General features: G+C 67.4%; 8 protein-coding genes. 4 read left to right on the top strand and 4 right to left on the bottom strand.

All coding sequences use genetic code 11. The features are described 5' to 3' along the window. On the top strand, positions 1-644 hold a 644-nt coding region (locus J2Y46_RS06320; protein WP_310241052.1), incomplete at its 5' end, for a DUF5979 domain-containing protein. Between the two features lie 1550 nt (positions 645-2194). Here J2Y46_RS06320 and J2Y46_RS06315 read toward each other — a convergent pair. Both J2Y46_RS06315 and J2Y46_RS06310 read right to left on the bottom strand, forming a co-directional pair. Then, complete coding sequence (locus tag J2Y46_RS06315) at positions 2195-2659, bottom strand: hemerythrin domain-containing protein (RefSeq protein WP_310241050.1); 465 nt, start codon at positions 2657-2659, stop codon at positions 2195-2197. Between the two features lie 122 nt (positions 2660-2781). Further along, positions 2782-3306 (bottom strand): GNAT family N-acetyltransferase, encoded by a 525-nt coding sequence (locus J2Y46_RS06310; RefSeq protein WP_052676635.1) that lies wholly within the window; start codon positions 3304-3306, stop codon positions 2782-2784. 202 nt (positions 3307-3508) lie between these two features. Here J2Y46_RS06310 and J2Y46_RS06305 point away from each other — a divergent pair, with 202 nt between their 5' ends. Further along, positions 3509-3850 carry a DUF2834 domain-containing protein gene (locus J2Y46_RS06305; RefSeq protein ID WP_310241048.1) on the top strand — a complete coding sequence of 114 codons (342 nt, stop codon included), beginning with the start codon at positions 3509-3511 and terminating at the stop codon, positions 3848-3850. 348 nt (positions 3851-4198) lie between these two features. Here J2Y46_RS06305 and J2Y46_RS06300 read toward each other — a convergent pair whose 3' ends face one another. Then, positions 4199-5014 carry a hypothetical protein gene (locus J2Y46_RS06300; RefSeq protein WP_310241047.1) on the bottom strand — a complete coding sequence of 272 codons (816 nt, stop codon included), beginning with the start codon at positions 5012-5014 and terminating at the stop codon, positions 4199-4201. Positions 5015-5198: 184 nt separating this feature from the next. After that, entirely contained in the window at positions 5199-6020 is an 822-nt protein-coding gene (locus J2Y46_RS06295) for a hypothetical protein (protein WP_310241045.1), read from the bottom strand. Positions 6021-6294: 274 nt separating this feature from the next. On the opposite strand from J2Y46_RS06295, the gene J2Y46_RS06290 reads away from it, so the two are divergent. Continuing rightward, positions 6295-7059: an ABC transporter ATP-binding protein gene (locus J2Y46_RS06290; protein WP_310241043.1), complete on the top strand. Its 765-nt coding sequence runs from the start codon at positions 6295-6297 to the stop codon at positions 7057-7059. Beyond that, positions 7056-8351 carry an FtsX-like permease family protein gene (locus J2Y46_RS06285; protein ID WP_310241042.1) on the top strand — a complete coding sequence of 432 codons (1296 nt, stop codon included), beginning with the start codon at positions 7056-7058 and terminating at the stop codon, positions 8349-8351. Before J2Y46_RS06290 ends, J2Y46_RS06285 begins: the two co-directional genes overlap by 4 nt. Positions 8352-8362: the final 11 nt, after the last annotated feature.

Here is an 8362-nt window from a genome sequence, read left to right as displayed (position 1 = left end):
ACATCACGATCGCTGCGAACACGCCCGCCGGCGACACGACCACAACGATCGACGACCTGCCCGTCGGGACGGTCTGCACCGTCACCGAACCACAGGACGGCTCGTCAGCATCCGTGTCGGTCACCACAACCGTCGCAGGCAGCCCCGCCACCGTCACCGCCGACCAGATCACCGACGTCACCGTGACCAACACGTACGAGACGGTGTTGTCATCGCTGCAGGTGACGAAGACGATCTCGGGTTCAGCGGCCGGCGATCAGGGAGCGGTGATGCTGCACGTGTCGTGCGACAACGGGCTGGAGCAGGACATCACGATCGCTGCGAACACGCCCGCCGGCGACACGACCACAACGATCGACGACCTGCCCGTCGGGACGGTCTGCACCGTCACCGAACCACAGAACGGCTCGTCAGCATCCGTGTCGGTCACCACAACCTTCGCAGGCAGCCCCGCCACCGTCACCGCCGACCAAGTCGCAGTCGTCACGGTCACCAACACTTTCGACTCACCCTCGGATCCAGGCGACCTGGCCGCCACCGGCCTTCCGACCAATTTTGGCGTCCCTCTCTTCGTCGGCGTGACCCTCCTCGGCCTCGGCGTCGCAATCGAGTCGGCCAAGCGCCGACGCCACCGCGCCAACTGAGCTCGCGCGCACCGCTGAGCGGCCAACATGCTTGTCCCACGCTCGTGGAGAGGGTGCCCCCGCACGGCGAACGCGTTTCGTCGGCGCGATCGGGATCGTCACGATGCTGCAGCCCCCTGACGTCACCCCCGCTGCATTGGTCGCTCGACCCGTCTGGCCGTCACCAGTACCGGTGGCGGGACGGGGCCGGCTGGTCGGATGCTGTTGCCGACAACGGCGTGCAGGGTCGCGACCCCGTCTGAGACCCTGTTCAGCGAGCGCATCGAGCACCCGCATGCGAGAACAAGAACGAGAGCGGAGCTGTCGCCCGCGCCGAATCGCGCACGCGGCCACTCGTGGATCCCGTGCGAGCGGGTGGACGAATAGGGGCGTCCGCTGAGCTTTTTGGACGCACCTACTACCGGACGCGTGTGACTATGGGCCGGGCTTAGGTGCCGTCGGTTTCGTTAGGAGAGTCGCGCGTCGGGGCCCGCGTCCAGCGTTGGCGGTTCGAGTTGCGGGGAGCTCACATCCCGATTCCGCCTCATGTGGCGTCGTTCGCTTCTGGGCGTGATGTCGTCCGTCATCGCGTTTCGCAGCTCCGTCAGTCGATCGTCGACGGCCTTTCCAGCGAGAATACGAGCGCGTCCGGACGCCTTGTGCCATTTTGTAATCGCTGGCCATAGCCGGCGCGCAGGGGCCTTAACGCGCGATGGTGCGACCAGAAAGAGGGTCGTGGAGGCTGCCTGCAACTGAGCGAGCGGTTCATTGAGCGCATTGCCGCGTGCATTTCCGCTGACTCGGAGTTTGTCCGCCGCGCGAAGAAAATCCACGTAGGCGGCGCGACGCACATCTCGGAATTGTCCACGCTCGCGGTGGCGCCGCTCGATCTGGGCAACCACAACGCCGGCAATGATCGCCAAACACGCGACGAGCGTAGCCCCGACGGTGGACCAGAAGTTGGTGACCTCGGCGGCGGTCCACCCCGAACCAGGCACAGGTCCCCCACCTACGACGGGAAATGGATGACTACTTGCCTACAACCGTTCACGACGGCGCCAGCGAAGACGATCATCCCGGCACTGAAGAACCAGCGTGCTGCGAGTCTGCGCATCATGTCCCCAATCCCCAGAAAGCGCATGCGCGGCGAGATGAGCACAAGCTAGCGGCATCGACGGTGCGAGTAAAGGGGGCTACGTGAATAGCCGGCCGGGGCGACTGTGCGCCATGGGATTCTGCGCGGCCGCGCAGAATCCTCGGCCCAAATCTGACCTCCGCCCAGTGTGGTGGGCACCGGAATCCACACGCGGGCGGGCGTCCGAGCCGGACCCGTGATCGCGCGGTGTGAGCGTGCACGTGCGAAGAACGCCTCGGCGCCCTATGGAAAGTCGTCCAAACGTGAACCCCTTCCTCAACTGTGGGCGACAGGCGCCGGCCACCCGGACGCTGGCGGCGCGGGGACGGCACGACGCGCGCCGGGCGGACTCGACGACTACCACGAGGGGCCGCAGCAGCGGCCGGACTTCAACCCGAAGCCCGGACCTTGCGATCGGTGACTGTGCGGCGGCGGGTCACAGCGACCCAAAGACCGCGTCGGGGTCGGCCCGAAGTTCGAGTCTGTCGAGCAGGGGCTCCAGCTCTCGCTCCTCGAATCGGAAGTGCGACTCCATGATCGCCGCGAAGCCCTCCAGATGCTGCGCGAGGCTCGCGGGGGATGCGGCGGATTGCACCGCCGCGTCGAAGCGGGTCACAAGGGTGGAGATCATGTCGTGATCCTGCTCGAGCAAGCGGACGACGCGAGCAGCCTCTGGGTACTGCGCGACGAGGGCTGGGAAGAGCAGCGCGTCTTCCCCTCGATGGTGTCCGTCGAGGGCCACGCAGAACCCGTGGCAGAAGAGCAGGAGGTCTCGCGAAGCGTCCGGGACATCACCGTCGTCGCGGGCTGCCTCCTGTGCGGTGGCGAGCGCGAGACGAAGCCGTGAGTGCGCCTCGAGGAGCTGTCGTCGCCATGCGACGAGCCGGGGAATGTCGCTCACGCGACGATATCGGTACGAGCTTTCATAAGTGACCGCCTTGTTCGAGCGCCGAGCTGATCATGGGACCAGGCAACGCCGTGCCAGCTTAGTCGCGGCAGGCATCGTGGTTTGAGTGCCAGCGCTCACGATCGCGATTGCTCAGCGTCCGCCGGCCCGCGTGGACGTACGTGGTGCGCGACAACGCCGCGTTGGTTCTCCGGCCGGGTGGCACGGAACAGAACGAGGTGCTCGCGGTTGGCTTGCGCGCCAAGAATGGTGGAAAGTCGCGCGATCTCCTCGAAACCGAATGCCGCATGCATCTGCAAGGAGGCGACGTTGTCTTCGTCGGTGAAGTAGTGCACGGCATCGGCACGCGCCCACACCCACTCGACGCGCGCCCGGGTCAGAGCCAGACCGATGCCCTCTCGGCGATGGGAAGGATGTACGGCCAGACCACCGAGGTAATACCCCTCCGGCGCACCGCCTTCGGGGGCCGATTGGTGATGCGTCTTGGCGGCTGCGACGATCTTGCCGTCGACGACTGCGACCACGACGAGCCGATCGTCGAGATCGCTCATGACTGCGAAGTCCCAAGCTCGCCTGCCGCACGCTTCATGGACGGCGTTGATCTCCGCGAGGTCGTCGAGCGATGCCGACCGGATGATCACGTCGCCGAGCGTAGTGCGCGCCGCGAGACAGGAACAGCTTCACGACACCACCCTGTGCTTCCCCAGTCCGGAGGTTCCTCAACCGGGCACCGCGCGCTCGTGCCATTCCGCACGCAAGGCGGCCGCGGTCTTTCACGATGCGGGCGTGGCTCGCGACAAAGTAGGCGCGGCGTGGGGATCCACACCCGACAATGATCGAGTCATGAGACGTCATTGGACACCGCTCGCCTTCGCCTACCTAGGGCTCGCGATCGTCGGGCTGATCGGCACCTGGTACTTCAACGTGCTCGCGATCATCCAGATGCGGGACTACCTCGGCGACCTGGCGACCAGGGGTCCTGCCGTGTCGTCGTTCACGGTCGACCTACTCGTGGTAGCTGTCGCAGGGAGCATCTTCATCATCGTCGAGGCTCGGCGCCTGCGGATGCGATTCGGCTGGCTCTACGTCGCCGGTGCGGCGATCACCGCGTTTGCCTTCACTTTCCCGCTGTTCCTCGCGATGCGCCAGCGACGCACCACCGAGCTCGCCCGCTCCGAATTGTGACGCCCCTGGCGATGCAGGGCTGCGGCTGATCGCGCCTGAGGGACTGATCGCGCCTGAGGTAGCCGACCGGTCGCCAGCTTCAGCGTCGGTGCGAGGCCCAACGACGTGCAATCGATGACTCGCGGGGATCTCTCCGCAAGCAGGGCGAACGCTCGCTGGTTGCGCGGGACCTGCGCGTGGAGCGGCTCGACTGATGGGGTCACCTCCTTCGATCCGGCGCGGCCATCTCGAACCAGCCCGGGTTCGCGGGCCTCGCCAGGAAGATCCGGAGCGGCGAGTCCTCCTGCCTCGCTCGCCGCCTGTTCACGGTAACGCCGGACCTCGGGGGCAAGGCGGTGAGAGGACACATCAGCTGTCGTTGATCTCCATGGTCATGTAGGCCGCGCCGCCCCATCCGAAGGTCACCTGCTGATCGGGTGTCATGCCCGGGGGCCGCTGATCTTCGGCGAGCTTGTCAAAGGCGAGCGACACTCCAACCGCCCGCTCCGCGGTGGCATCGTGGGGCGTGCACTGTACTTCGGTCGCAGCGCCATCGGTCAGCAGCAGGCAGTTCTGCGGTCCGTGCCCGCTCGATACTCTGGCGACCCAGAGCGCCCATCCGTAGTGGACGCCGAGTGGCTGCGCCCACATTGTCACGCCGTTGGCGGGGAACATCGGCGCATCGGGCCGCGAGGAGACGTCGATGAACTCGCCGCGCACCCTGTCGACGAGCAGAGGGATGGACACACGACCGTTCGCGGTGAGGTCGGTCGCAGCGGGCCTTATGAGAGACGGCGTGGTGGCCGCGCCAGCGCGGATCGGGTCCGGCACCGTCTGCGCCCCGTCGACCGCGCCGAGGGCGGCCGCGAACAGCGTGACCGAGGCGACGAGGCCGACGATCAGAAGGCGGCGGGGCGAGGGGCGGCCTGTGGCCGGTCCGTCGGCCGTCGGGCCCGCGTCGGATGCCGGTCCTCGGTGAGTGAAGGGATCGGGGGTGGAGGCCTCGGGCTCTGGGGTGCCTGCCGTCCATGACGGCGCGGGTGCGGCCTCAGACCGGGCTGCGAGGGCGAGCCCTTCGAGCTGGGACAGACGCTCCAACGCGACTTCGTCCCCGGCGATGTCGGCGTCCCGGTCGTACGCGCGGCGACGTAGTGCGGCCAGTTCGGCACGGGCAGCGGCATCCATCGTCAGCCGATCCTGCCCGCGCCGGGTGTGCGCGTCTTTGAGCTCGCCACGTTGTCACGCTACGCCCCGACAGGGGCGGCAGCGACGGGGTTCACAAGACCGGCCTCGGGTGCTCTTGGGCCCAAAGGCTCGGTTGGAGTCGTGCGCGCCCTCAGCCGTATCAGCCCCGTCCGGGCCGTTCTCCTCATCCGACGCGCGTCCGGCGTCGGTCGACGGCTCGGACCGTGATCGTCGACCCGATGATCGCGATGATCCCGATCCCCAGGGCGAGGGCCAACGCGGTGAAGCCGCCGAGGGTCGATGAGATCGTGGCACCGACGAGCGCGTAGCACGCGGTCGCCGTGTACCAGATGGACCCGTGGCTGATCACGACGAACAGGACCGCGGTTCCAGCGGCTGCGGCCACGACGAGCAGCTGCCACGTGGTGCCCCAGCCCCCTTCGATGGGGGCGCCGGTCGCCTGAACGACGGTGGCGACGTTCAGGTACAGGGCGATGGAGGTCCATCCGGCGTACAGCCCTTCCGACAGATACAGAACCGTGCGGTCAATGCGTCGCCATCCGGCGACCTCTTCCCGGTGGGCCGTGATCCTCCGCCACGCGACGACGTGGGCGGCCACGATGACGACGAACACCACGAGTGTCAGTGGCGACTGCTGACCGAGGGATGCCGCCGCCAGCCACACGCCGAAGCCGGCGTAGACGACGCTCAGGGGCGCCACGAGACGGTCCCTCAGGGGCGATTCCCGCACCGCCGGGCGGAGCTGCAGGATCGACCACAGGATGCTCGCCGTGATGATGACCGCCCAGATCGAGAACATCGCCCCCGGCGGGATCAGCGGCGAGAACTCGACTCCGGATCGGAGCTGGTTCGGCGACCACAGCGTGAACGCCAGATTGGAGACGAGCTGGCCTACCGCGAAGAAGACCACGCATGCGCGGCCCACGAGACGGCGGTCGATACGGACGCCTCGACGTGCTTGCGATGCTTCGACGGAAGATGACATCGGATACCTCGTCCCCTTCGGGATCGACTTCTCACGGCCACTCCCGCAGACCGCTCGATGGGTCCGCGCGAGAAGAGCAGCGCTCGATGGTGTCTTCCGGATATCGGCTCCGTGCGGATGCACCCGTCGAACATTCGCGCGCACGCCGAACTCCCGCATCGGCATCCGACGGCCGGGCGGCTGGAGGGAGGGGATTCTCTTAGCGCTCACGCAGTTGTTTGGCAGATACTGATGCATAAGATGCAGTCACTGTAACTTAGCGGAGAGGAATCATATGCCCGAGAAGACCCGTCCGCCCCTCGTCGACGAGGGGCGACAGCATCCGTCACCCGTCGTGCGAGCGGTCGACGTCACCCGCACCTACGGACGCGGCGATGCCGCTTTCCACGCGCTCCGAGGTGTGAACCTCGAGGTGCGCCGCGGCGAGTCACTGGCGATCGTGGGCAAGTCCGGCTCGGGCAAGTCCACCCTCATGCATCTGCTCGCCCTGCTCGACCGCCCGACGGGCGGACGCATCGACATCGACGGGCGCGACGTCGCCGTCCTTCGCGAGCGCGACGCCAACGCCCTGCGGAACGCGCAGTTCGGCTTCGTGTTCCAGCAGTTCTTCCTCACGGCCGGGCAGACCGTGTTCGAGAACGTGAGCCTTCCTCTCGTCATCGGCGGCATGCCCGCCAGGGAGCGGCGGCGCCGGGCGATGGATGCGCTCACCGCGCTCGGAATGGCAGACAAAGCCGACAACCGAGCCAACGATCTCTCCGGCGGCCAGAAGCAGCGAGTCGCCATCGCCCGCGCCCTCGTGAACGACCCGTCGGTCATCTTCGCCGACGAACCGACCGGCAATCTCGACTCCGCGACCGGTCAGACCGTGGAGGAGATCCTCTTCGGGCTGCAGCGCGAACGTGGCATCACACTCGTCGTGGTCACCCATGACGCCGATCTCGCCCGCCGCTGCGATCGCACGATCACGATCGCCGACGGGCTCATCGCCGCAGACTCCGTGCCTGGCGATCTCGCGACCGAGGGGGTGAGCGGATGAAGACCGCAGACATCCTCCGCGCTGCTGCGCGCAACTCCTTCCGCAGCAAGCTGCGGACGACGTTGACAGTGCTCAGCCTGTTCGTCGGAGCCTTCGCCCTGACGCTCACGACAGCTCTGGGAGCCGGCGTCAGCGACTACGTCCAGCGTCAGGTCGCGACGCTCGGCGCGAACGACATCCTCCTCGTCTCGCCGGCTGCGACGACGTCGACGTCCGACGGCCCGACCGAGTACGACCCCGACGGGCGCCAGCAGTCGGGCCAGGCGACGCCGCTGACCTCGGGAACACTCCTCAATCAGGCTGACGTCGACACGATCGAAGGCATCGACGGCGTGCGCCGCGTCGAGGCGATCGACCAGATCTCGGTCGACTGGATCGAGGCATCCAGCGGCGGCGCGCGCTACGAGGTCGACGTCAACCCGACGTCCTCGATCGGGCAGAGCGACCTCGTCGCCGGCGAGCAGCTCGACCAGGATTCCTCGGAAGCCCAGATCGTCCTGCCTGAGGACTACGTGAGCGCCCTGGGCTTCGAGGACGCGGATGCCGCGATCGGCCAGAAGGTCATCCTCGGATACACCGACGCCGAGCAGGCGCAGCAGCAGGTCGAGGCGACGGTCGTCGGTGTGGCCCGTGCGAGCCTCTTCGCCGCCGGCGCCGGGACCAACTCGGCGCTCACCGCACAGGTGGCAGATGCGCAGGCCGTTCCGGGGCAGCCGCGCGCCTGGCCGATCGCTGTCGCGTATCTGGACGGGTCGGGAAGCGGCGGCGCAGTGACCGACGACGATATCGCCGCCGTGAAGTCCGACCTCCAGGCCGACGACCTCGCCGGGCAGACGATCGAGGATCAGCTCGGCGTCGTGCAGACGGTCATCAACGGGATCATCGGGGTGCTGAGCGCCTTCGCCGTCGTGGCACTGCTGGCCGCATCCTTCGGCATCGTCAACACGCTGCTCATGAGCGTGCAGGAGCGCACTCGCGAGATCGGCCTCATGAAGGCGATGGGCATGTCGAACGGGCGGATCTTCGCGCTGTTCAGCCTCGAGGCCGCGGTCATCGGGCTGCTGGGAGCGACGATCGGGGCCCTCACGGCGATCCTCGTCGGGTCGGCGATCGCGAACGTCGCGGCCGACACCCTGCTGGCCGACCTTCCGGGCCTGCGGATCCTGCTGTTCGATCCGGTCAATGTGATCGCTGTGGTCGGCATCATCACGGTCATCGCGTTCCTGTCCGGCGTCCTCCCGGCGCGACGGGCGGCGCGCCAGAACCCGATCGAGTCGCTACGGTACGAGTGACCCCAGGAGTG

This window comes from Microbacterium sp. BE35 (assembly GCF_031457705.1).
GTDB classification, from domain to species: Bacteria; Actinomycetota; Actinomycetes; order Actinomycetales; family Microbacteriaceae; genus Microbacterium; species Microbacterium trichothecenolyticum.
This window is presented reverse-complemented; position numbering and strand designations above follow the sequence as displayed.

What these genes read in the sequence shown, in the direction of transcription:
- J2Y46_RS06305 (WP_310241048.1), top strand. Translation starts at nt 3,509, where the DNA reads ATGAGACGTCATTGGACACCGCTCGCCTTCGCCTACCTAGGGCTCGCG.
- J2Y46_RS06300 (WP_310241047.1), bottom strand. Translation starts at nt 5,014, where the DNA reads ATGGATGCCGCTGCCCGTGCCGAACTGGCCGCACTACGTCGCCGCGCG.
- J2Y46_RS06295 (WP_310241045.1), bottom strand. Translation starts at nt 6,020, where the DNA reads ATGTCATCTTCCGTCGAAGCATCGCAAGCACGTCGAGGCGTCCGTATC.
- J2Y46_RS06290 (WP_310241043.1), top strand. Translation starts at nt 6,295, where the DNA reads ATGCCCGAGAAGACCCGTCCGCCCCTCGTCGACGAGGGGCGACAGCAT.
- J2Y46_RS06285 (WP_310241042.1), top strand. Translation starts at nt 7,056, where the DNA reads ATGAAGACCGCAGACATCCTCCGCGCTGCTGCGCGCAACTCCTTCCGC.